This window comes from Pseudomonas sp. R5(2019) (genome assembly GCF_009905435.1).
Taxonomy (GTDB): Bacteria; Pseudomonadota; Gammaproteobacteria; order Pseudomonadales; family Pseudomonadaceae; genus Aquipseudomonas.
Genome location: NZ_JAAAMT010000048.1, coordinates 19,877 through 41,487 on the forward strand (window position 1 = coordinate 19,877; position 21,611 = coordinate 41,487).

General features: G+C 61.6%; 21 protein-coding genes and 1 pseudogene. 12 read left to right on the forward strand and 10 right to left on the reverse strand.

Annotated features, from left to right (window positions below):
- Positions 1-25: 25 nt before the first annotated feature.
- Together GUY40_RS23255 and GUY40_RS23260 are read left to right on the forward strand one after the other, a co-directional pair.
- On the forward strand, positions 26-2,173 hold the full coding sequence (locus tag GUY40_RS23255) for a type I secretion system permease/ATPase (protein ID WP_166571273.1): 2,148 nt from the start codon (positions 26-28) through the stop codon (positions 2,171-2,173).
- Between the two features lie 11 nt (positions 2,174-2,184).
- A complete protein-coding gene (locus tag GUY40_RS23260; protein WP_166571254.1) occupies positions 2,185-3,540 on the forward strand; it encodes an HlyD family type I secretion periplasmic adaptor subunit in 1,356 nt (451 codons plus the stop codon).
- Positions 3,541-4,044: 504 nt separating this feature from the next.
- Here the strand turns inward: GUY40_RS23260 and GUY40_RS23265 are convergent.
- Together GUY40_RS23265 and GUY40_RS23270 are read right to left on the reverse strand one after the other, a co-directional pair.
- Entirely contained in the window at positions 4,045-4,644 is a 600-nt protein-coding gene (locus GUY40_RS23265; RefSeq protein ID WP_166571255.1) for a tRNA-uridine aminocarboxypropyltransferase, read from the reverse strand.
- Between the two features lie 22 nt (positions 4,645-4,666).
- Positions 4,667-5,560: a LysR family transcriptional regulator gene (locus GUY40_RS23270; RefSeq protein ID WP_166571256.1), complete on the reverse strand. Its 894-nt coding sequence runs from the start codon at positions 5,558-5,560 to the stop codon at positions 4,667-4,669.
- A gap of 216 nt (positions 5,561-5,776) precedes the next feature.
- Between GUY40_RS23270 and speB the strand changes: the two genes are divergently transcribed.
- The 4 genes and pseudogenes from speB (at position 5,777) to GUY40_RS23290 (ending at position 8,680) form a co-directional block, all read left to right on the forward strand.
- Positions 5,777-6,727, forward strand: coding sequence for an agmatinase (gene speB, locus GUY40_RS23275; protein WP_166571257.1), 951 nt, complete (start codon positions 5,777-5,779; stop codon positions 6,725-6,727).
- Between the two features lie 9 nt (positions 6,728-6,736).
- Positions 6,737-6,865 (forward strand): annotated as a pseudogene (locus tag GUY40_RS23280) (DUF4440 domain-containing protein); the annotation flags it as partial.
- A gap of 105 nt (positions 6,866-6,970) precedes the next feature.
- The gene (locus GUY40_RS23285) at positions 6,971-8,350 is read left to right on the forward strand and encodes a sodium:solute symporter (RefSeq protein ID WP_166571258.1); all 1,380 of its coding nucleotides are present in this window, start codon (positions 6,971-6,973) and stop codon (positions 8,348-8,350) included.
- A gap of 78 nt (positions 8,351-8,428) precedes the next feature.
- A complete protein-coding gene (locus GUY40_RS23290; protein WP_166571259.1) occupies positions 8,429-8,680 on the forward strand; it encodes an acyl carrier protein in 252 nt (83 codons plus the stop codon).
- A 79-nt stretch (positions 8,681-8,759) separates the two neighbouring features.
- On the opposite strand, the gene GUY40_RS28600 is transcribed toward GUY40_RS23290, so the two are convergent.
- The 3 genes from GUY40_RS28600 to GUY40_RS23300 form a co-directional block, all read right to left on the reverse strand.
- Positions 8,760-8,885, reverse strand: coding sequence for a PA1414 family protein (locus GUY40_RS28600; RefSeq protein ID WP_306092855.1), 126 nt, complete (start codon positions 8,883-8,885; stop codon positions 8,760-8,762).
- Between the two features lie 150 nt (positions 8,886-9,035).
- Positions 9,036-9,962, reverse strand: a complete 927-nt coding sequence (locus GUY40_RS23295) for a DMT family transporter (RefSeq protein ID WP_166571260.1) — start codon at positions 9,960-9,962, stop codon at positions 9,036-9,038.
- A 145-nt stretch (positions 9,963-10,107) separates the two neighbouring features.
- Complete coding sequence (locus GUY40_RS23300; RefSeq protein ID WP_166571261.1) at positions 10,108-10,500, reverse strand: transcriptional regulator; 393 nt, start codon at positions 10,498-10,500, stop codon at positions 10,108-10,110.
- 130 nt (positions 10,501-10,630) lie between these two features.
- Here GUY40_RS23300 and GUY40_RS23305 point away from each other — a divergent pair, with 130 nt between their 5' ends.
- Positions 10,631-10,906 carry a hypothetical protein gene (locus tag GUY40_RS23305; RefSeq protein WP_166571262.1) on the forward strand — a complete coding sequence of 92 codons (276 nt, stop codon included), beginning with the start codon at positions 10,631-10,633 and terminating at the stop codon, positions 10,904-10,906.
- 64 nt (positions 10,907-10,970) lie between these two features.
- Here GUY40_RS23305 and GUY40_RS23310 read toward each other — a convergent pair whose 3' ends face one another.
- Positions 10,971-12,293, reverse strand: coding sequence for a DEAD/DEAH box helicase (locus GUY40_RS23310; protein ID WP_166571263.1), 1,323 nt, complete (start codon positions 12,291-12,293; stop codon positions 10,971-10,973).
- Positions 12,294-12,497: 204 nt separating this feature from the next.
- Between GUY40_RS23310 and GUY40_RS23315 the strand changes: the two genes are divergently transcribed.
- Entirely contained in the window at positions 12,498-13,796 is a 1,299-nt protein-coding gene (locus GUY40_RS23315; protein WP_166571264.1) for a mechanosensitive ion channel family protein, read from the forward strand.
- On the opposite strand, the gene GUY40_RS23320 is transcribed toward GUY40_RS23315, so the two are convergent.
- The 3 genes from GUY40_RS23320 to GUY40_RS23330 all read right to left on the reverse strand — a co-directional run bounded on the left by GUY40_RS23320 (position 13,740) and on the right by GUY40_RS23330 (position 15,927).
- Positions 13,740-14,615: a carboxylate/amino acid/amine transporter gene (locus GUY40_RS23320; RefSeq protein ID WP_166571265.1), complete on the reverse strand. Its 876-nt coding sequence runs from the start codon at positions 14,613-14,615 to the stop codon at positions 13,740-13,742. The two genes, GUY40_RS23315 and GUY40_RS23320, sit on opposite strands and share 57 nt — an antisense overlap.
- A 237-nt stretch (positions 14,616-14,852) precedes the next feature.
- On the reverse strand, positions 14,853-15,452 hold the full coding sequence (locus GUY40_RS23325) for an FMN-dependent NADH-azoreductase (protein ID WP_166571266.1): 600 nt from the start codon (positions 15,450-15,452) through the stop codon (positions 14,853-14,855).
- A 160-nt stretch (positions 15,453-15,612) separates the two neighbouring features.
- Positions 15,613-15,927, reverse strand: a complete 315-nt coding sequence (locus GUY40_RS23330) for a 3-phosphoglycerate kinase (RefSeq protein WP_166571267.1) — start codon at positions 15,925-15,927, stop codon at positions 15,613-15,615.
- Positions 15,928-15,976: 49 nt separating this feature from the next.
- On the opposite strand from GUY40_RS23330, the gene GUY40_RS23335 reads away from it, so the two are divergent.
- Genes GUY40_RS23335 through GUY40_RS23350 form a run of 4 tightly spaced genes read left to right on the forward strand, consistent with a single transcriptional unit; the run spans position 15,977 to position 20,193 of the window.
- A complete protein-coding gene (locus tag GUY40_RS23335; protein WP_166571274.1) occupies positions 15,977-16,900 on the forward strand; it encodes a LysR family transcriptional regulator in 924 nt (307 codons plus the stop codon).
- Between the two features lie 19 nt (positions 16,901-16,919).
- Positions 16,920-17,723 carry an alpha/beta fold hydrolase gene (locus GUY40_RS23340; RefSeq protein WP_166571268.1) on the forward strand — a complete coding sequence of 268 codons (804 nt, stop codon included), beginning with the start codon at positions 16,920-16,922 and terminating at the stop codon, positions 17,721-17,723.
- Between the two features lie 4 nt (positions 17,724-17,727).
- Positions 17,728-18,300 carry a peptidylprolyl isomerase gene (locus tag GUY40_RS23345; protein ID WP_166571269.1) on the forward strand — a complete coding sequence of 191 codons (573 nt, stop codon included), beginning with the start codon at positions 17,728-17,730 and terminating at the stop codon, positions 18,298-18,300.
- Positions 18,301-18,360: 60 nt separating this feature from the next.
- Complete coding sequence (locus GUY40_RS23350; protein ID WP_166571270.1) at positions 18,361-20,193, forward strand: ABC transporter ATP-binding protein; 1,833 nt, start codon at positions 18,361-18,363, stop codon at positions 20,191-20,193.
- 28 nt (positions 20,194-20,221) lie between these two features.
- Here GUY40_RS23350 and GUY40_RS23355 read toward each other — a convergent pair whose 3' ends face one another.
- Positions 20,222-21,346, reverse strand: a complete 1,125-nt coding sequence (locus GUY40_RS23355; RefSeq protein ID WP_166571271.1) for a GNAT family N-acetyltransferase — start codon at positions 21,344-21,346, stop codon at positions 20,222-20,224.
- Between the last annotated feature and the right edge of the window lie 265 nt (positions 21,347-21,611).

Consider the following 21,611-nt stretch of genomic DNA (forward strand, 5'->3'; position numbering starts at 1 on the left):
GTTGGAGTAGGCCATTGTGACGAGCATGCACTCGGCGGGCACGGCCGCTGATCCGCGTTCGAGCTTCGACGACCCGTTGCTCGACGGGCTGTTGATCCTCTGCAAACTGCACGGCTCGGCTGCCAGCCGAGCCAGCCTGAGTAGCGGCCTGCCGCTGGCGCAACAACGCCTGAGCCTGGACCTGCTGCCGCGCGCAGCCGCCCGCGCCGGGCTACAGGCGCGGCTGCTGCGTCGGGATCTGGACGCCATTTCTTCGCTGAACCTGCCGGTGCTGCTGCTGCTCAAAGGTGGTCGTTGCGCGGTCCTGCGACGGCTGGATGAAAACGCTCAGGCCTTGATCCTGCCCAGCGAAGCCGAAGGCGGCGAGCAATGGGTAAGCCTGGACGCCTTGAAGGCGCAATACACCGGCCAGGCGCTGTTTGCCCGTCCCCGGCATGAGCTCGAAGAACTGCGCTCACCGTTGATGCCACGGGTCAACGCCTGGTTTCGCGACACCCTCAAGCTGTCGCGCTGGCTCTACAGCGACGCGATTCTGGCCAGTCTGTTGATCAACCTGCTGGGGCTGATGGTGCCGCTGTTCGTGATGCAGACCTACGACCGGGTCGTCCCCAACCAGGCAGTGTCGACCCTCTGGGTGCTGGCGATCGGCTTACTGATCGGTACAGTGTTCGAGTTGATCCTGCGGGTGGTGCGCGCACACTTGCTGGACCAGGCCGGCAAGCGCACTGACCTGATCCTCTCGGCGACCTTGTTCGAACGCATCACCGGCATGGCCATGAAGGCTCGCCCGGCCACGGTGGGCGGCTTCGCCCAGAGCATCCATGACTTCCAGGGCCTGCGTGAGTTTCTCACCGCCGTGACCCTGACCAGCATCATTGACCTGCCCTTCGCCTTGCTGATGCTGGTGGTGATCGGCCTGCTCGGCGGCTGGCTGGTGCTGATCCCGCTGATCGCCTTTCCGCTGACGATCTTCTTCGCCCTGTTTATCCAGGTGCGCCTGCGTGACACCGTGCAGAAAAGCCTGACCCTGGGCGCCGCCCGCCAGGCGCTTTTAATCGAAACCCTGGGCGGCCTGGAAACGCTCAAGGCCTGCAGCGCCGAAAGCGAACGCCAATACAAATGGGAGCAAACCCACGGTGCCCTGACCCGGCTCGACAGCCACGCCCGCAACCTGTCGGCCCTGGCAACCAACGGCACGCTGTTCATCCAACAGTTCTGCGGCATGGCCACCATCGTCGCCGGGGTCTACAGCATCATCGCCGGCAACCTCAGCGTCGGCGCCCTGGTGGCTTCCTACATGCTCGGCAGCCGGGTGTTGTCGCCACTGGGCCAGATCGCCGGGCTGATTACCCGCTACCAGCAAGCGCAGTTGACCATGCGCAGCACCGATGCCTTGATGTCCCTGCCTCAGGAGCGCGAAGCCGGCCAGAGGCCGCTGGAGCGCACCCAGCTCAATGGCGCCCTGGAGCTGAGCCACGTGAGCTTTCGCTACGCCGGGCAAAATGCGCCGGCCCTGAACAATGTCAGCTTCAGCATGAAACCCGGCGAGCGCATCGGCATCATCGGCCGCAGCGGCTCGGGCAAAAGTACCCTGGCGCGGCTGGTGATGGGCTTCTATGCGCCGGATGAAGGCCAGGTGCTGGTGGACAATCTGGACTTGCGCCAGCTGGACGTGGCCGACCTGCGCCATCAGATCGGTTATGTCGCCCACGACCTGCCACTGCTGGCTGGCAGCCTGCGCGACAACCTGACCCTGGGGGCACGCTACATCACCGATGCACGGATGCTCGAAGTCGCGGAACTGACCGGCGTCAGCGAATTGGCCCGCCAGCACCCGCAAGGCTTCGACCGCCCGGTGGGCGAGCGCGGCCAGCTGCTTTCCGGCGGCCAGCGCCAGGCGGTGCTGCTGGCCCGCGCGATGTTGCTGGAACCACCGATCATGCTGCTCGATGAGCCCACCAGCCACATGGACAACAGCAGCGAAGATGTCCTGCGCCAGCGCCTGCACGGCTGGGTGCAGGGCAAGACCCTGGTGCTGGTGACTCACCGCACCTCCATGCTCAGCCTGGTCGACCGCCTGCTGGTGCTGGACAACGGCCAGATCGTCGCCGATGGCCCTAAAGCGTCGGTTATCGAAGCGCTGCGCAAGGGCCTTGTCGGCTCGGCAGTCTAGGAGTTCAGATCATGTCTGCCAGTCACGGCCTGCGCGGCTACTTCCACAGTTTCGGCAAGACTGCCGAAAGCGAATACATGCCCGAAGTCGCCGAGGCGGCCCTGCAAGACTCGCCCCGACGCTCGCGGCTGATCGTCTGGCTGACCGCCTTGCTGATCGTGATCGCGCTGGTCTGGGCGAAGCTTGCGGTGCTCGATGAAGTGACCATGGGCGAAGGCAAGGCCATCCCCTCAAGCAAGGTGCAAGTCATCCAGAACCTGGAGGGCGGGATCGTCACCGAGATCTTCGTTCGCGAAGGGCAAATTGTGGCCAAGGGCGACACCCTGTTGCGCCTGGATGACACTCGCTTCAAGTCCAACAAGGGTGAAAGCGAGGCCGACCGGCTGGCACTGACGGCTCAGGTCGAACGCTTGTCCGCCGAAGCCGAAGGCCGGCCGTTTACCGTGTCCGAGGAGGTGCGCAGCAAGGCCCCGCAGGTGGCCGAAGATGAGCTGTCGCTGTACCAATCGCGGCAACGGCGGCTCAAGAGCGAGCAGAACACCCTGAACGAACAACTTCGGCAAAAAACCCAGGAAGTCTCGGAATTTCGTTCCAAGCAGGCGCAGTACCGCTCAAGCCTGGCACTGGTTCAGCAGGAGCTGAACATGAGCACCCCACTGGTCGGCACCGGGGCGATTTCGCCGGTGGAGATTCTGCGCTTGAAACGCAGTGCCGTGGAAATTCGAGGCTCGATGGATGCCACCACCCTGGCCATTCCCCGGGCGGAAGCGGCCATCAACGAGATCAAGAGCAAGATCGACGAATCCGAGCAATCGTTCCGCTCCGAGGCGTCCAAGGAGCTCAACGACAAACGCACGGACCTGTCGAAAATCACCGCCTCAAGCATCGCCATCGACGACCGGGTCACCCGCACCACCGTGGTCTCGCCGGTCAAGGGCATCATCAAGCTGCTCAAGGTCAACACCATCGGCGGCGTGGTCCAGCCGGGCAGCGACCTGGTGGAAATCGTGCCGTTGGAAGACAACCTGCTGATCGAGGCCAAGGTCCGCCCCCAGGACGTCGCCTTCCTGCACCCTGGCCAGACCGCCATGGTCAAGTTCAGCGCCTATGACTACACCATCTACGGGGGGTTGAAGGCCAGGCTGGAACTGATCGGCGCCGACACGGTGAGCGATGACAAGGGCAACAGTTTTTACCTGATCCAGGTGCGCACCGATAAGAACCACTTGGGCGGGGACAGCAAACCGCTGCTGATTATCCCGGGGATGACGGCGACGGTGGATATCATTACCGGGCAGAAAAGCGTGCTGGATTACTTGCTCAAGCCGGTGCTCAAAGCCCGCACCGAGGCGCTGCGGGAACGGTGATACCGCGCTCGACTTCGTCGTGGATGGCGCCTACGCCGGATGGCCGCTGGGCAATTTTTAGGCCTGCGCCACCGCGATCTCCCGCCCCACAAGCAAGGCTGACAAACCCAATCTCACAGGCCATGGCACGTTGCAACAAATGTGGGAGCGGATTTATCCGCGAAGCGCCGCGTGGGCGGCGCTCGATTTCGGCAGCGCCGGAAAACCCAAGGCAAGCACTTGGAAGCCTTGATACGGTCCTCAGACAACCCTCTTCATACTGATGGGGCGAGGCGAGGGTGGCCAGCCAGCAGATCGCATGAGCCGTGTGAAGTGCTTGCCTTGGTTTTTCCATTGTTCTTGAGATCGAGCGCCGCCCGCGCGGCGCTTCGCGGATAAATCCGCTCCCACATTTGTTGCAACGTGCCATGGCCTGTGAATTTGGAGTTGCCAGCCTTGTTTGTTCGGCTTTAGATCTGTTTGGTTTCGGTGTGGCTATCCCGCAATTGCGCGATGAACCAATTTTTAGCCTGAGTGATTACGCCGAAATGTCTCCTCCCCCATCGCCGCAATCTGCCCTTCAATCAACGCCTCGAACGGCCGCAGCAGCGGGGCGAAATCGGTGTGCGGCTCCAGCACTTCAAGCGCTTGCACCACCGCTTCGAGCGTCGACAATGCCCCAGGACCCGGTGCCTTGCGTAACCGATAGCGGGTGGGCGCAGCGTCGGCCAGGGTGACCCTTGGCAACGCCGCCAGCACCGGGTTCAAGTGCAGCAGTTTGCGGGCCTTGCGCCAGGTGCCATCGGGCACCACTAACAACAACGGCAGATCGCTCTGATCTTCACTGTAGGCAGTCAGGGTTTCAGCCTTATCAGCAGGGAATAACAGGCACGCCCGGTAGCCCGGTTGCTGCAAGAGCGCTGGCAAATCCTCGAACACCTCCCCTACCCGCAGCTCGGCATTGCGCAGCCCCAGGGCGGCGAAACGAGCGGTGTTGAGGGCGTGCCCGACTTCGCTCGGGTGTTGCAACAACAAGACTCGCGTTCGGCTGTCGAGCAGCGGGATCAGCGGGCACAGGCAATGGGCTTGGGGGCGCAGGCAGCGACTGCACTGGATTCTGGACATGGGCGTCTCCTGAGTCTTTCGGTCAGACAGTGTTGAGCTGCGCCTTGAGCAGATCGCGAAAGGTCTGCAACAACGGTTCACGGCTGCGGCCGCGGCGCACGATCATCGAGAAAGGCGCCTGATAACCGAAGGTCGCCGGCGATAGCACCCGCAAATCGCCCTTGTCGGCCCAGGGCTGGGCATAGTGTTCCGGCAGGTAGCCGATGTAGGCACCCGACAGCACCAGAATCAGCTGCGCCTCCATGCTTTCGACCGTCGCGGCGCTGTGCTTGAAGCCATGGCGAGCCAGCTCGGCCTGGCTCCAGTAACCGCGCCCGACCATGCGCTGCTGGGTGATTACCTGCTCGGGAATGCGCCGTTCATGGAACAGCGGGTGGCGATTGCTGCAATACAGCCAGTGCTGCTCGCGGTACAGCGGCTGATACAACAAGCCACTCATACGCGTGGAGAACGCGCCGATGGCCAGGTCCAGGCGGTTATCCTGCACCCCCAGCTGCAATTCGTAGGGGCTGGACACCGACAAGTGCAAATGCACCGCCGGGTGTTCCTGGCTGTAGGCGCCGATGGCTTCGGCCAGCGGCAAGGCTTTATCACTCACCGTCGAGTCGATCACCCCCAGGTTGAGCGTACCGCGCAGTTCGCCCTTGAGCGCGGCGGCGTATTGCTCGAAGCCTTCCATTTCCGCCAGCAGGCGCAGGGTTTCCTGGTGAAACAGCTCGCCTTTGCTGGTCAGGCTGAAGCCGCCCCGGCCGCGGTGGCAGAGCACGATCCCCAGCGCTGTTTCGAGCTGGCTCATGTAGGTACTGATCGCCGAGGTCGACAGGTTGAGTTCCTGTTGCGCGTTGGCGAACCCCTGGTGGCGGACCACGCTGACGAAGATGCGCAGCAGTTTCAGATCAGGCAGGGCGTTGGCCATGAGCGTTCCAGACAAAAAGCGAATGGAAGACAGTCTAACCAGCGGCACGGCATTAGTTTAGAAAAATCTGAACTAAGTTTTTGCCTGTAGCGATTCTTCCCGGCCACTACCTTTTGCAGACTGCGCCGCAATGAGCCTGTTTCGGGACCCCCGTGGCGTTGCCCGGCCAAATGCGAACAGGTTCGAACAACTAAAACAAACGATGAGGCCCCACCCGTGGACAAGACTCTTCACCAACCACTGGGCGGCAATGAAATGCCGCGTTTCGGCGGCATCGCCACCATGCTTCGCCTTCCCCACCTGCAGTCCGCCGCGGGCCTGGATGCCGCCTTCATCGGCATTCCGCTGGACATCGGCACCTCGCTGCGCTCGGGCACCCGCTTCGGTCCACGGCAGATCCGTGCCGAATCGGTAATGATTCGCCCCTACAACATGGCCACTGGCGCCGCACCGTTCGACTCGCTGTCGGTGGCCGATATCGGTGACGTGGCCATCAACACTTTCAACCTGCTCGACGCCGTGCGCATCATCGAGGAGGCCTACGACGAGATCCTCGAACACAACGTCATCCCGATGACCCTGGGGGGCGACCACACCATCACCCTGCCGATCCTGCGGGCCATCCACAAGAAGCACGGCAAGGTCGGCCTGGTGCACATCGATGCCCACGCTGACGTCAACGATCACATGTTCGGCGAGAAAATCGCTCACGGCACCACCTTCCGCCGCGCCGTGGAAGAAGGCCTGCTCGATTGCGACCGCGTGGTCCAGATCGGCCTGCGCGCCCAGGGTTACACCGCTGAGGACTTCAACTGGAGCCGCAAGCAGGGCTTCCGCGTGGTCCAGGCCGAAGAGTGCTGGCACAAGTCGCTGGAACCGCTGATGGCTGAAGTACGGGAAAAAGTCGGCGGTGGCCCGGTGTACCTGAGCTTCGACATCGACGGCATTGACCCGGCCTGGGCGCCTGGCACCGGCACCCCGGAAATCGGCGGCCTGACCACCATTCAGGCGATGGAAATCATCCGTGGCTGCCAGGGCCTCGACCTGATCGGCTGCGATCTGGTAGAAGTCTCGCCGCCCTACGACACCACCGGCAACACCTCGCTGCTGGGCGCCAACCTGCTGTACGAAATGCTCTGCGTACTGCCGGGCGTGGCCCACCGCTGAGGCGCCGCCATGAACGACCGCGACCAGGTTTTACAGGCTGCCACGGACTTGATATCGGCCTTCGCCCGTAACGATCGCGAGGCTTACTTCGGCGCCTTCAGTGCCGATGCAAGCTTCGTTTTCCACACCCTCGAACAGGCCTTCAACCCAGCGTTTAAACCTTGACCTGACGAACGACCCCGGCCCGGGCTTGCCCGGCTGGGGGAACGATCTCACCATAAAAAAGATAATTGGAGACCCTCCATGGCCTTAGATATTTTCGTTGTCATGATCTATGCCGCCGGCATGCTGTTGCTCGGTTGGTATGGCATGCGCCGTGCAAAAACCCACGAAGACTATTTGGTGGCTGGGCGTAACCTGGGCCCAAGCCTGTACATGGGCACCATGGCCGCCACCGTACTGGGTGGTGCATCGACCGTCGGCACTGTACGCCTGGGTTATGTTCACGGGATCTCCGGCTTCTGGCTGTGTGCAGCCCTGGGGCTGGGCATCATGGCGCTGAACCTGTTTCTGGCAAAGCCCCTGCTCAAACTGAAAATCTTCACCGTCACCCAGGTGTTGGAGCAGCGCTACAACCCGATGGCCCGCCAGGCCAGTGCGGTGATCATGCTGGCCTACGCGCTGATGATCGGCGTGACCTCGACCCTGGCCATCGGCACCGTGTTGCAAGTGCTGTTCGGCCTGCCGTTCTGGATGTCGATCCTGCTCGGCGGTGGCGTGGTGGTGGTGTATTCGACCATCGGCGGCATGTGGTCGCTGACCCTGACTGACATCGTGCAGTTCATCATCAAGACCGTCGGCCTGATGTTTATCCTGCTGCCCATCTGCCTGTACCGCGTCGGCGGCTGGGACGAGCTGGTCAGCAAACTGCCCGCCAGCAGCTTCAGCTTCACCACCATTGGCTGGGACACCATCATCACCTACTTCCTGATCTACTTCTTCGGGATCCTGATTGGCCAGGACATCTGGCAGCGGGTGTTCACTGCCCGTGATGAGAAGGTTGCCAAGTACGCCGGCACCACCGCAGGCATCTACTGCATCGTCTACGGCCTGGCCTGTGCCCTGATCGGCATGGCTGCCCACGTGCTGTTGCCAGACCTGGACAACGTCAACAACGCCTTCGCCGCCATCGTCAAAGCCACCCTGCCGGACGGTATCCGTGGCCTGGTGATCGCCGCGGCCCTGGCCGCCATGATGTCCACCGCCAGCGCCGGCCTGCTGGCCGCCTCCACCGTCTTGACCGAAGACCTGCTGCCAAAACTTCGTGGTGGCAAGCAGTCGAGCCTGGCGATCAACCGCCTGTTCACCCTGCTGACCGGTATCGCGGTACTGGGCATCGCCCTGGTGGTCAACGACGTGATCAGCGCCCTGACCCTGGCGTACAACCTGCTGGTGGGTGGCATGCTGGTGCCGCTGATTGGCGCAATCTTCTGGAAACGTGCCACCACTGCCGGCGCCATTGCCAGCATGGGCCTGGGCTTTGTCACCGCCCTGGTGTTCATGGCCAAAGACGGACTGGATGCCAACACCCCGATCTACTACAGCCTGACCGTTGCTTTGGTCAGCTTCGTAGTCGTCAGCCTTCTGTCTCGCCGTCAGGTGAGCGCTGCCAACCTGGCATAAGCTTGATTCCAGCCGCCGCGTCACCCTGACGCGGTGGCTTGAAGGCCTTTGAAGGATCGCCCGGCCCCGGGGAAGATCATGAACAGGTCCGAACTTCGTCACACCGTCCACGCCTTTATCGCCGACTACCTCGGCGGCCCTCGCTCATTCACCGACGACGTCAGCCTGCAGGCCCTGGGCCTGGACAAGAACGACATCGAAGAATTGATTTTCCGGCTCGAAGACAGGTTTGAGTTGACTGCATTCAGTCACGAGGAAGACCAGATGCTCGAACGTGCGCGGACGGTCGGAGATCTGATTGAGTTCTTGCAGGTAATAGACAGGGAATAAGACAAGGCGCTCCCGCTTTCATGTGGGAGCGACCCTGGTCGTCAGGGGCCGCGAAACGGCCCTGGATGTCGTGCATGCTTCAATGGCGAGTCTGACGCCGACGCTTCTCTTCTTCAGTCGGAATGGGTACCGGTTGCAGTGGTGGAGGTATCAGCCCCAGGGCAACCGCCAGATCATGAAGCCAGTTGTGCATTGTGTTTTTCATAACGCCCCCTCAACGGGTCATTCAGAGCCACGGTGTGCTGTCCGTCGCCTCACATTGATCATAGTCCCAAGTGCCAAAATACGCATGCCCGAAAACGCGGCGATTCGCCGCACTTTCCTGAACGACCGGACCAACGGCAAAACCGCTCGTTCACTGGCCCAGCAAGGTCCGCAGGCGTCTGCGCACCCACTGTTCGGCACTCACCAGGGTAATACCCAGCAACACTAATACCGCACCGCCGATAAAGTTGAGGCTCAAGGGCTCTCCCAACAGCAGTACGCCGAAGGTGACACCGAACAACGGTGTAATGAACGAGAACACCGCCAGGTTAGAGGCCAGGTATTTGCGCAACAGCCAGAACCAGGTCAGGTAGCTGAAAAACGACACCACCAGGCCCTGGAACAACACACTGGTGACTGCGACAGTGGTCAACCTCACATGTGTGACCTGGCCGCTGAGCACGGCAATGACCAGCAGGCCGACAAAACCGACCAGCAGCTGGTAGAACAGGGTCTGAGTCGCAGGCGCTTCGGACAATCGCGTGGTCCGCACCACCACCGTGGTCGCCCCCCACGCCGCCCCGGCCAGCACCCCCAGGGCGTCGCCCAACAGCATCCGGCCATCGACCTCACCCACCGACAGGCCGCCGGCAAAGGCGAAGGCAGTCCCGCCAAACGCCAGCAGGATCCCCAGCCACTGCATCGGCCGCAAGCGCTCGCTAGGCAGCATGAAATGCAGGCCCAGGGCGGTGAACACCGGCGCGGTATAGAGGAACACGGACATGTGGGCCGCCGTGGTCAGTTGCAACCCTTCGGCGATAAACAGGAATTCCAGCGCAAACAGCGAACCTGCCAACAGCCCGGCGCGCCAGGTTTTACTCATGTTCTCCCAGCCACCGCGCCAGCACATCAACAGGCCGACCAACAGCGCGGAAATGCCGGAACGGGCCGCTGCCTGCATCACTGGCGCGATGTCAGGAGCCGCCCATTTGATCATGACTTGTTGCAGGCCCCAGATCAGGCATAAGCCCAACATGACCTTGAGGGCGAATCCATCAGCATTGCGGCGCTCAATCATGGGCGACCACCCGCAGTTCCAGACACATGGCAGTTTCTCGACAAAGGTAAAAAAGCCCAAGGCAAGCCTTGGGCATATGATTATGGGTCGAGATTATCAACCAAACGATCAGAAATGCCGTTACGAAAATAACGACTGATGACCATCAGGCGATTTGTGCTTTGGCTGCCAAATCATCGAACACGGTGGGTTCCAATGCATCGGCCTGCTCATCGAGCACCTGACGCGGGTGGTCGTTGCCCGGGATACTGCTGTCGAGCAGGCTCAGCAGGCTGGAACCGCGCGGGGTCAGAATGTAATTTTCGCCATTGCCGCCCTGGTCTTGCGGCCGTGGTTCAATGAAACCTCGGTCCAGCAACAAACCCTCGTACTCATTGGCAAGCGTCTTCACATGGTCCAGATTGGGCTTTTCCCGCCCGACACCTGCGTGTTGTGCAACGAACTCCTCAGCGTAAGGGCGCGGCGTAAAGCTGTGGCCGGCACCGTTTTGCACTTCATGGAGCAGCTTCTCGATCAGATCCCAGTTGTACGTTGTCATCCGGTTCAACCTCTGAGTGGGTGGCCTGTATAGGTTGTGACCGATGACGGCGGCCGGCGTTCAGCGGCTGAACTTTTATAGCTCAACAGCCCTCAACCGGGTACCTGTGTCGATACGCTGAGGACAAGCGATGAGAATCCTGTTGAGTATCACGGCCGCCGCCACCCTGCTGATGGCCTTGCCGAGCTGGGCCTGCACCCTTGAGGAGGCCACGGAAATGCGCGAGCAACTGGCCAAGGAAGTGACCAAGCTCACCGAGCAGAATCCGCAAAAGGCCAAGGAGATAAACGACGATCTGAAGGGAATGAAGCTCGATACCGCCAGCAAGGACCTGCCGGACAAGTGTCAGTTGATCGACAAGCGGCTCAAGGAGTTGGAGGCGGCGGCGAAGAAGGCTGATGGCTAACGCGGACTATGTAGGAGCGGCGGTCCGGCGCTCCTACAAAAAACCACCTATCAGGATTTAAATATCACTCAGCCGCAGGCTTGCGCCGCTTCAGCGGCGCCAGGCCGTCCTGGCTCACCAGCGCCGGCGCCTTCGGACGATTCGGGGCAGGCTTGCGTTTCGGCGCAGCCTTGGCCCCTGCGGCCTTTTTATCGACCTTTTTCTTCTTGACGCCCACCGCCTTGCCCGAGGCCTTGACCTTCTTCGGCCCGCTGTAGGTACCTTTGACTTCCTTGATGACCCGGCGCTCGAATTGCTGCTTGAGGTAGCGTTCGATGCTCGACATCAGGTTGAAGTCGCCATGGCAGATCAACGAGATGGCCAGGCCTTCGTTACCGGCACGACCGGTACGGCCGACACGGTGAACGTACTCGTCGCCGCTGCGTGGCATGTCGAAGTTGATCACCAGGTCCAGGCCGTCAACGTCCAGACCACGCGCCGCGACGTCAGTCGCGACCAGGATCTTCACGCCGCCCTGCTTCAGGCGATCGATGGCCAGCTTGCGGTCCTTCTGGTCCTTTTCGCCGTGCAGCACGAATGCCTTGTATTCCTGGGCAACCAGACGGCCGTAGATACGGTCGGCCATGGCACGGGTGTTGGTGAAGATAATGGCCTTCTGGTAGGTCTCATTGGCCAACAGCCAGTTGAGAATCTGTTCCTTGTGCACATTGTGGTCGGCCATCACGACCTGCTGGCGGGTGTTCTCGCTCAGGTCGCTGACGTTGTTGACCAACAGGTGCTCGGGCGACTTCAGGACCTTGCCGATCATGTCGCGCAGGCTGGCGCCGCCGGTGGTGGCGGAGAACAGCAGGGTCTGCTCGCGGTTGCCACATTCGTCACACAGGCGCTGCACGTCTTCGGCAAAGCCCATGTCGAGCATGCGGTCGGCTTCGTCCAGAACCAGCACTTCGACTTCCTTCAAATCGAGGTTGCCGGCATTGAGCTGTTCCAGCAGGCGACCCGGAGTGCCGATCAGGATGTCCGGCACCTTGCGCAGCATCGCAGCCTGGACCTTGAAGTCTTCGCCACCGGTGATCAGCCCGGACTTGATGAAGGTGAACTGCGAGAAACGCTCGACTTCCTTCAGGGTTTGCTGGGCCAGCTCACGGGTGGGCAGCAGGATCACCGCGCGAATGCTGACCCGCACCTTGGCCGGGCCGATCAGGCGATTGAGGATCGGCAGGACGAACGCGGCGGTCTTGCCGCTGCCGGTTTGTGCCGTCACGCGCAGGTCACGCCCTTGCAGGGCCAATGGAATGGCCGCCACCTGCACCGGGGTAGGCTCGACAAATTTCAGCTCGGCCACGGCTTTGAGCAGGCGTTCGTGCAGGGCGAATTGGGAAAACACGGGTGTTACCTCGGCGAAGTGCGTAAATTCAACTGCATAGCGTAACGGTTTGCGACGCATTAGCCGAATTTCTTTACGACTTTCTCATCGCTCTCCCGACGAACCTGCGGTAAAACGGGCTTTAGCCTTGAGCCCGATAGCAATTGCAATCAGCAATGGGCTCTACTGTTCCTCCTTTCCCGCTCAGGATTCGCGCTTTCACGCATGGATATTCAATCGCTTTGGCTACGCGCCCAGGACCTCTTCGGCGCACTCGATGAACACCCCGCCTTGCACGCCGGCCTGGGCCTGCTGTTACTTGTGGTGGTCGCCCTGGTACTGGGGCGGGTCGCCCGGTTTCTGGTCCTGCACGCAATCAAACTGCTGTCGCGCCAGCCGGCCCTGCACTGGCTCAATGATTTTCTTCACAACAAGGTATTCCACCGCCTGGCGCAGATGACACCGTCGTTGGTGGTGCAGTTCGGCCTGAACCTGGTGCCGGAGCTGAGCAAGGCCAGCCAGCACTTTCTCGGCAACGTGGCGCTGGCCTTCACCATCCTGTTCCAGGTACTGGCCCTGAGCGCTCTGCTCAACGCCTTGCTGGACATCTACGCCCGGACCGAACATGCCCGCACCCGTTCGATCAAGGGCTACGTGCAGCTGGCCAAGATGATCCTGTTCGTGTTCGGCGCCATCATCATCGTCGCCACTCTGATCGACCGCTCGCCGCTGTTGCTGCTGTCGGGCCTGGGTGCGATGTCGGCGGTGATTCTGTTGGTGTACAAGGACACCCTGCTGTCGTTTGTCGCCAGCGTGCAGCTGACCAGCAACGACATGCTGCGGGTCGGCGACTGGATCGAGATGCCACAGGTCGGTGCCGACGGTGACGTGGTGGACATCACCCTGCATACCGTCAAGGTACAGAATTTCGACAAGACCATCGTCTCGATCCCCACCTGGCGCCTGATGTCCGAGTCGTTCAAGAATTGGCGCGGCATGCAGCAATCCGGCGGGCGGCGGATCAAGCGCAGCCTGTTCATCGATGCCAGCAGCGTGCGCTTTATCACCGACGCCGAAGAACGCCAATTGACTCAGGTGCGCCTGCTGACTGATTACATGGCGCGCAAACAGTCCGAACTGCAGGCCTGGAACGAGGCTCAGGGCAATATTGCCCGGCTGTCGGCCAACCGCCGCCGGATGACCAATCTCGGCACCTTCCGCGCGTACGCGCTGGCTTACCTCAGGAGCCACCCGGACATTCAGCCGAACATGACCTGCATGGTCCGCCAGCTGCAGCCCACCGCCCAGGGCGTGCCGCTAGAGATCTACTGCTTCACCCGCACCACAGTCTGGGCCGAGTACGAGCGCATCCAGGGCGATATCTTCGATTACCTGCTGGCGGTGATGCCCGAATTCGGCCTGAACGTCTATCAGCAGCCCAGCGGTAACGACCTGCGCGCGGGGCTGCTACCGGGCCTGGCTCACGCTCAACGTACGGCGGTTGCCGAGCCGGCTGATCCATAGCGAGAGCAGAATCACCGACCCACCGATGAACAACCGGCCCACCGGCTCATGCTGATTCCAGATCAACAGGTTCACCAGCAAGCCCAACGGCACGTGCAGGTTGTTCATCACCGCCAGGGTGGCGGCCGGCACCAGGCACGCGCCCTTGTTCCACCAGTACATGCCCAACGCCGTCGAGCACAGCCCCAGAAACCCGAGCACGCCCCACTGCAGGTTGGTTTGCGGCAGGTGCTGGGCATTGCCGAACAGCGCGTAGGCCGGCAACACCACCAGTAACGCACCCACGTAGAAATAGCCAAAGCGACGGTAGTGCGGCAGGTCGCTTGGGTGGCGCGCCACCAGGTGCTTGTACAGCACTTGCCCGGCGGCATAGGTGAAGTTCGCCAGTTGCAGCAGCAAAAAGCCCATGAAAAAGTCCGGGCTGATGCTGTCGAAGCGAATCACCGCAGCCCCTGCAACCGCCACCAATGCCGCCACCAGTGCCCAGACATTGAAGCGGCGGTTCAGCGCATCTTCAATCAACGTCACGTGCAACGGCGTCAAGATGGTGAACAGCAGCACCTCCGGCACCGTCAGCACCCTGAAGCTCAGGTACAGGCAGACGTAGGTCACGCCAAACTGCAACGCCCCGATCAGCAGCATCGCGCGCATGAAGCGCGGCTCGACCTGACGCCAGCGCGTCAGCGGCAAGAACACCAACCCCGCCAACACCACCCGCACCAATACGGCGAAATAACTGTCGACCTGCCCGGCCAGGTATTCGCCGATCAGACTGAAGGAAAACGCTTGAATCAATGTAACGATGAGTAGATAGCCCATGATTGCCTCTTGCCAGATGGCGGCGACCTTAGCCGGTTGGCTTTCGCCGGGCAATCGATGGCAACTTTAAACGCTTCGCGTGTAGGAGCCGGGCTTGCCCGCGAAGAGCTGCACCGCGGTGTTTCAGGCATATCGTGGTGTCTGCATCGCAGGCAAGCCTTGCTCCTACAGGGGGGTTGTCATCAATCTGAGCCGATCAGCCGTAAGGGTGATCGGGCAAGTCAGTTACCGAGCGTTTCAGGCCACTTCAGCGAGCCGGGCAATGGCCTGGTTCAAGCCTTTGTCGTGGAAGTCACGGCCCATGTTCAGGCCTTCGGCGTGGATGAACGTCACATCATGGATGCCGATAAAGCCCATGACCTGGCGCAAGTAGGGTTCCTGGTGATCGCTGGCACTGCCGGCATAGATGCCTCCACGGGCGGTCAGCACAATGGCGCGCTTGCCGATCAGCAGGCCTTGTGGGCCGGTTTCGGTGTATTTGAAGGTGACGCCGGCACGCAGAACGTGGTCCAGCCAGGCCTTGAGCGTGCTCGGGATAGCAAAGTTGTACATGGGTGCCGCGAGTACCAGCACGTCAGCGGCCAGCACTTCGTCAGTCAACTGGTTGGAGCGCGCCAGGGCTTCAAGCTCCTGGGTGTTGCGCTGCTCTTGCGGCTTCATCCAGCCACCGAGCAAGTTGGCGTCCAGGTGCGGCACGGGGTTCACAGCCAGGTCACGCACGGTGATCGTGTCGGCCGGGTGGGCGGCTTTCCACTGGCTGATGAACCGTTGGGTCAACTGCCGCGAGACCGAGTCTTGTTGGCGGGCGCTGCTTTCGATGATCAGTACACGGGACATTGAAGCCTCCATCGGCAAGTGGGTGCGTTGTGATGGAGTGAAGGTTAGAGATTGCCAGATCGATAAAAAAGCGGAAATATTCGCTATTACCTATCAATTAAGTTGATTTATAAGAGCAATACTCTACCCTGACAGGCATAACCTGCCAGGGCCTGGACGGTCAGCCCGGCTTGCAGCTCAGGTCGATGCGCAGCTTGATGATCTTGCGGTTGAACTTGGCGGTGACGTCCGCGCTTTTGCCTGCGGCCACTTGCACACGCCGGGTACGCGGCGCCTCGGGGCCGTTCTTGAACACCACCTTGCAGTCAGCGGCCACCTGGCCGTAATTGTTCAGGGTAATGGAGCCGATGTCGTAGTCCGTGTCGTAGGTGGTGTAGTCCAGCTTGACCCCGTCCAACTGCTTGTCCACATCGATGGGGTAGGCGTAGGCCACCAGGGGCAGCAACGACAGCAGCACAGCACAACATTTTTTCATTCGGCAGTCTCCATGCGGGAACGCCAGCTTAGGACAAGAGGAGCGGATGATGAAAGCGCCCCGGGTGACCCTGGATCAATGGCGGACCTTGCAGGCAGTGGTCGACCACGGCGGTTTCGCCCAGGCCGCCGAAGCGCTGCACCGCTCGCAGTCGTCGGTCAGCTATACCGTGGCGCGCATGCAAGACCAGCTCGGCGTGCCGCTGTTGCGCATCGACGGGCGCAAGGCGGTGCTGACGGATGCCGGTGGCGTGTTGCTGCGCCGCTCCCGGCAACTGGTCAAGCAGGCCAGCCAGCTGGAAGACCTCGCCCACCACATGGAACAAGGCTGGGAAGCCGAAGTTCGACTGGTGGTCGATGCAGCCTACCCCAATGCCCGCCTGGTCCGCGCCCTGAGCGCCTTTATGCCGCAAAGCCGCGGCTGCCGGGTGCGGTTGCGTGAAGAGGTGTTGTCCGGGGTTGAAGAGGTGCTGCTGGAGGGGGTTGCCGACCTGGCCATCTGTGGCTTCAACATCTCCGGCTATTTGGGCACGGAGCTGAGCAGCATCGAGTTCGTCGCCGTCGCCCACCCCGAGCACGCCCTGCATCGCCTGCAGCGCGAACTCAGCTTCCAGGACCTGGAAAGCCAGATGCAAGTGGTGATCCGCGACTCGGGCCGCCAGCAGCCGCGCGACGTTGGCTGGCTGGGCGCCGAGCATCGCTGGACGGTCGGCAGCCTGGCCACCGCGACGACGTTCGTCAGCAGCGGGCTGGGGTTTGCCTGGCTGCCACGCCACCTGATCGAACGCGAATTGCGAGACGGTATTCTCAAGCAGCTACCCTTGGACCAGGGAGGCAGCCGACACCCGACGTTCTACCTGTACTCAAACAAGGACAAGCCGCTCGGCCCGGCCACCCAGATTCTGATTGATCTGTTGCGCAACTTCGACACGGCGCCCCTGGACGCACCCTTCGCGGCGCCGCCCCAGCTCTGAACCGGAAAAGGAAGTCATCGTGCCCTATTTCGAACATGACGGTTGTTCACTGCATTACGAAGAATACGGCCAGGGCGAGCCGCTGATCCTGGTACATGGCCTGGGCTCCAGTTGCCAGGACTGGGAATACCAGGTTCCGGCGCTGGCCAGGCATTACCGGGTGATTCTGCTCGATGTGCGCGGCCACGGCCGCTCCGACAAACCCCGCGAGCGCTACAGCATCCCGGGCTTCAGCGCCGACCTGGTGGCGTTGATCGAGCATCTGAATCTAGGCCCGGTGCACCTGGTCGGGCTGTCCATGGGCGGGATGATCGGCTTCCAGACCGCGGTCGACCAACCCGGCCTGCTGCGCAGCCTGTGCATCGTCAACAGCGCCCCGCAGCTCAAGCTGCGCACGCCCCAGGATTACTGGTTCTGGTTCAAGCGCTGGAGCCTGGCGCGTTTCATGAGCCTGGAGACGCTCGGCAAAGCCTTGGGCAAGCTGCTGTTTCCCAAACCCGAACAGGCCGACCTGCGCCAAAAGATCGCCGAGCGCTGGGCCCGCAACGACAAGCGCGCTTACCTTGCCAGTTTTGACGCCATCATCAACTGGGGTGTTCAGGAGCGCATCGGCTGTATCACCTGTCCCACCCTTGTGATAACGGCAGACTGCGACTACACCCCGGTCTCGCTCAAGCAAGCCTACGTGGACCAGATACCCGGAGCGCGGCTGGCAGTGATCAAGGATTCCCGGCACGCTACGCCGCTGGACCAACCGAATGCATTCAACCAGACCCTGCTGCAATTCCTGGCTGCAGTCCCCACCACCCCCAAGGACCATTGACCCTATGCTGAAGAAAATTGCTCTCGCCGCCTGCTCCGTGCTGTTTGCCAGCAGCCTGATGGCTGCACAGCCTGCCGCCACTAAAAACCCGCACGTGTTGCTGAACACCAGCTTCGGCGAAATCGAGGTTGAACTGGATGCAGCCAAGGCCCCCGTCAGTACCCAGAACTTTCTGGCCTATGTCGATAAAGGCTTCTACAAGGACACCATCTTCCACCGCGTGATCCCCGGCTTCATGGTCCAGGGCGGCGGCTTCACCCGTGACATGGTGCAGAAACCCACCGACGCGCCAATCAAGAACGAAGCCGACAACGGCCTGCTCAACGTGCGTGGCACCCTGGCCATGGCGCGCACCTCTGCCAAGGACTCGGCCACCAGCCAGTTCTTCATCAACCACAAGGACAACGGCTTCCTTGACCATGGCAGCCGCGATTTCGGCTACGCCGTTTTCGGAAAAGTCGTCAAAGGCATGGACGTTGTCGATCAGATCGCTGGTGTGCAAACTACCCGCTCGCGTGGCATGAGCGATGTACCGGCCGACCCGGTCCTGATACTGTCCGCCAAGCGCCTGGACTAAACAGCGTCATGCATGGATGCGTGACCGGCCAGGACCGTCTGCCCCCATAAGGAGTGCGTGATGCTGTACCGGCGTTTCGAGCAACTGATCGATATCTTCCGCGACGCTCCCACGGCGGCTCCCCCGGGCAAGGTCCTGCCGTTTTACTTGTATTACCTGCGCCAGGTCTGGCCAAGCTTCGCCGCCTTGCTGGTGGTCGGCCTGATCGGCGCGCTGATCGAAGTGGCGCTGTTCAGCTACCTGAGCCGCATCATCGACCTGGCCCAGGGCACGCCCAACGTCCATTTCTTCAGCGAGCACAGCGGCGAACTGATCTGGATGCTGGTAGTGGCGCTGCTGTTGCGGCCGATCTTCGTCGGCCTGCACGACTTGCTGGTGCACCAGACCATCAGCCCGGGCATGACCAGCATGATCCGCTGGCAAAACCACAGCTATGTGCTCAAGCAAAGCCTGAACTTCTTCCAGAATGACTTCGCCGGGCGCATCGCCCAGCGCATCATGCAAACCGGCAACTCCCTGCGCGACTCCGTCGTGCAGGCCGTGGACGCGCTCTGGCATGTGCTGATCTACGCCATCAGTTCACTGGTGCTGTTTGCCGAGGCCGACTGGCGCCTGATGATCCCGTTGCTGACCTGGATCGCCTGTTACATCGGCGCGCTCTACTACTTCGTGCCCAGGGTCAAGGCACGCTCGGTGATCTCCTCCGATGCCCGCTCCAAGCTGATGGGGCGCATCGTCGACGGCTACACCAATATCGCCACCCTCAAGCTGTTCGCTCACACCCACTTCGAGCAGGAATACGCCCGCGAGGCCATCAGCGAGCAGACCGAAAAAACCCAACTGGCGGCGCGAGTGGTCACCAGCATGGACGTGGTCATCACCACCCTCAACGGCTTGCTGATCGCCACCACCACAGCCCTGGCCCTGTGGCTCTGGACCCAGTCGCTGATCACGGTCGGCGCGATTGCACTGGCCACGGGGCTGGTGATCCGCATCGTCAATATGTCGGGCTGGATCATGTGGGTGGTCAACGGCATCTTCGAAAACATCGGCATGGTCCAGGACGGCCTGCAAACCATCGCCCAGCCGGTCAGCGTGACCGACCAGCCGGACGCACCCCGACTGAGCGTTTCCCGTGGGGCGGTGCGTTTCGATAACGTCGACTTTCACTACGGCAAGGGCAACCGGATCATCAGTGGCCTGACCCTGGACGTTCGCCCAGGCGAAAAAATCGGCCTGATCGGCCCCTCCGGCGCAGGCAAGTCCACCCTGGTCAACCTGCTGCTGCGCCTTTACGACCTGGAAGGCGGACGCATCCTGATCGACGATCAGGACATCGCCCAGGTCAACCAGGAAAGCCTGCGCGAGCAGATCGGCATGATCACCCAGGACACCTCGCTGCTGCACCGCTCGATCCGCGAAAACCTGCTCTACGGCCGCCCTGGCGCGACCGACGAAGAGCTCTGGGAAGCCGCGCGCAAGGCCCGCGCCGATGAATTCATTCAGCAATTGACCGATGCCCAGGGCCGTACCGGTTTTGATGCACTGGTGGGGGAACGCGGGGTCAAGCTTTCCGGCGGCCAGCGCCAGCGCATCGCCATCGCCCGGGTACTGCTCAAGAACGCGCCGATCCTGATCATGGACGAAGCGACTTCAGCGCTGGACTCCGAGGTCGAGGTGGCGATTCAGGAGAGTCTGGAAACCCTGATGAAAGGCAAGACGGTCATCGCCATTGCCCACCGCCTGTCGACCATTGCCCGGATGGACCGGCTGGTGGTGCTGGAGAAAGGCCGAATTGCCGAAAGCGGCAGCCACAGTGAGTTGTTGACGCACCAGGGGCTGTATGCGCGGTTGTGGCATCACCAGACGGGTGGGTTTGTGGGGATTGATTAAAAACGCTGAATGCCTGGTCCTGCGCGGCTTAAACCTGTTTGTACGGCAACGCCATCCGCGCCTCCTGCGCATACGCCAGCACCCCTCGCCGTTCCTGCTCGAGAAACTCCCGCACCGCAGCCTCAAGCCCGGGGTGGCGCAGGTAATGCCAGGAATGGGTAATCTGCGGCTCGAACCCGCGAATCAGCTTATGCTCGCCCTGCGCCCCGGCATCAAAGCGCTGAAATCCCTGGGCGATTGCGTAGTCCATGCCCTGATAAAAACAGGTCTCGAAATGTAGCCGGTCGTACTCCGCCAGGCAGCCCCAGTAGCGTCCGTAAAAACTGCCGCCACCGACCAGGCTGAAGGCCATCGCCACCGGACGGCCGTCCTGCAGCGCGCACACCACACGAATCGATTCGGGCATGCGTTCGGCCAGCAGGCTGAAAAAATCGCGGGTCAGGTACGGCGTCTGGCGCCGCACGGCGTAGGTGTTGGCGTAACAGGCATAGACGAAGTCCCACTGCGACTCTTGTAACTGGTGCCCTTCATACCACTCGAAACTGATCCCGTGCCCGGCGACTTGCTCGCGTTCCTTGCGCATTTGCTTGCGCTTGCGCGAGCTCAAGGTGTCGAGGAAATCCTGAAAATCCCGGTAGCCGCGGTTGTGCCAGTGATATTGGCAACCAATACGCTCCAGCCAGCCGTGCTGCGCCGCCATCAATACGTCGAGATCTGGCTCGGTGAAGTTGATGTGTGCACTGGACAGCTGTTCGATCTCGATATAGCCCGGCAGGCTCTGCAACAGCGCCAACCCGTCTTCTGCCCGCCCCGCCAACAGGCGCGGCCCGGTGACCGGGCTGAATGGCACGGCGCAGAGCAGTTTTGGATAGTAGGGTATGCCGGCCCGGCGGCAGGCGTCGGCCCAGCCGTGGTCGAAGACGTATTCACCGTAGGAGTGCCATTTGCGATAGCCGGGCAAGGCGGCCAGCAGTTGGCCGTCTTGCATGTGGATCAGATGCTCGGGGCGCCAACCGGACTGAGCGCCCAGGCTGCCACTGTCTTCCAGCGCCGACAGAAAGCCATGGCGCAGGAAGGGTTGCGCGCTCGGCACCAGCGCGTCCCATTGCTCGGGGCTGATCTGGGCAAGGCTGTGCACGACCTGTAGCGACATGGTGGTTCCCGGTACATGGATGATGCCGCGAGTATCGCGTAAGCGGGGCCGTAGGTAAAACAGGGTGGTGTACGTGGTAGGAGCAAGGCTTGCCTGCGATAGCATCGCCGCGCTGTACGCGCTGTACCGCAGCGATGCCATCGCAGGCAAGCCTTGCTCCTATGTATGGACTCGCCTCCTCAGTCAACCCACTTTCAAACACTGCTGCCCGGCTTGCATCTATGTATCAGGCCTATTCGAGGAAGCCGTCTTCGGCTTCTGGCCA